General features: G+C 53.4%; 1 tRNA gene and 1 rRNA gene. Both read left to right on the forward strand.

The features are described from left to right. Positions 1–102: ribosomal RNA gene (locus EE949_RS08435) — 16S ribosomal RNA — on the forward strand; the annotation flags it as partial. Between the two features lie 96 nt (positions 103–198). Then, positions 199–275: transfer RNA gene (locus tag EE949_RS08440), tRNA-Ile, on the forward strand. Positions 276–322 lie beyond the last annotated feature (47 nt).

Here is a 322-nt window from a genome sequence, read left to right on the forward strand (position 1 = left end):
AGTCTAACCTTCGGGAGGACGGTTACCACGGTGTGATTCATGACTGGGGTGAAGTCGTAACAAGGTAGCCGTAGGGGAACCTGCGGCTGGATCACCTCCTTAATCGACGACTCAGCTGCAGCACAAGTTCCCACACGAATTGCTTGATTCATTGAAGAAGACGATTAGAAGCAGCTTTTGCTTTGCACACCCGATATTGGGTCTGTAGCTCAGTTGGTTAGAGCGCACCCCTGATAAGGGTGAGGTCGGCAGTTCGAATCTGCCCAGACCCACCAGTTACCTGGTGAAGTTGGTCAGAGCGCGTACGACACCCGGATACGGG

This window comes from Pseudomonas viridiflava (assembly GCF_900602065.1).
Classification (GTDB): domain Bacteria; phylum Pseudomonadota; class Gammaproteobacteria; order Pseudomonadales; family Pseudomonadaceae; genus Aquipseudomonas.